Genomic DNA, 278 nt, shown 5'->3' on the forward strand with positions numbered 1-278 from the left:
GCAGCAACATCGACTGGCCGGTCGCCGTCGTCGCCTGGTCGCGCAACTCGGCAAGCTTCCGCGCCAGGCCCGGATCTTCCGGCAGATTGGCGTCGCGGCGCTCCCTGAGCTTGCGCAACACGATCGGCAGCACGCCGTGGAACTCGGCATTGGCCAGCAGCGCCATCAGCTCGCCTGCCGATACATCCTTGTCCCAATCGGCCGACGCCTCCGGATCGGCGAGGCCGATCAGCAGTTTTTCCTGGGCAGGCGACAGCGTGGGCAGCATCGGCTCGGCA

General features: G+C 67.6%; 1 pseudogene. It reads right to left on the minus strand.

Annotation, left to right across the window (positions count from 1 at the left end):
* Positions 1–268: pseudogene (locus tag EN851_RS36735) on the minus strand (hypothetical protein); the annotation flags it as partial.
* Between the last annotated feature and the right edge of the window lie 10 nt (positions 269–278).

It is taken from the genome of Mesorhizobium sp. M8A.F.Ca.ET.208.01.1.1 (assembly GCF_004791315.1).
Classification (GTDB): Bacteria; Pseudomonadota; Alphaproteobacteria; order Rhizobiales; family Rhizobiaceae; genus Mesorhizobium.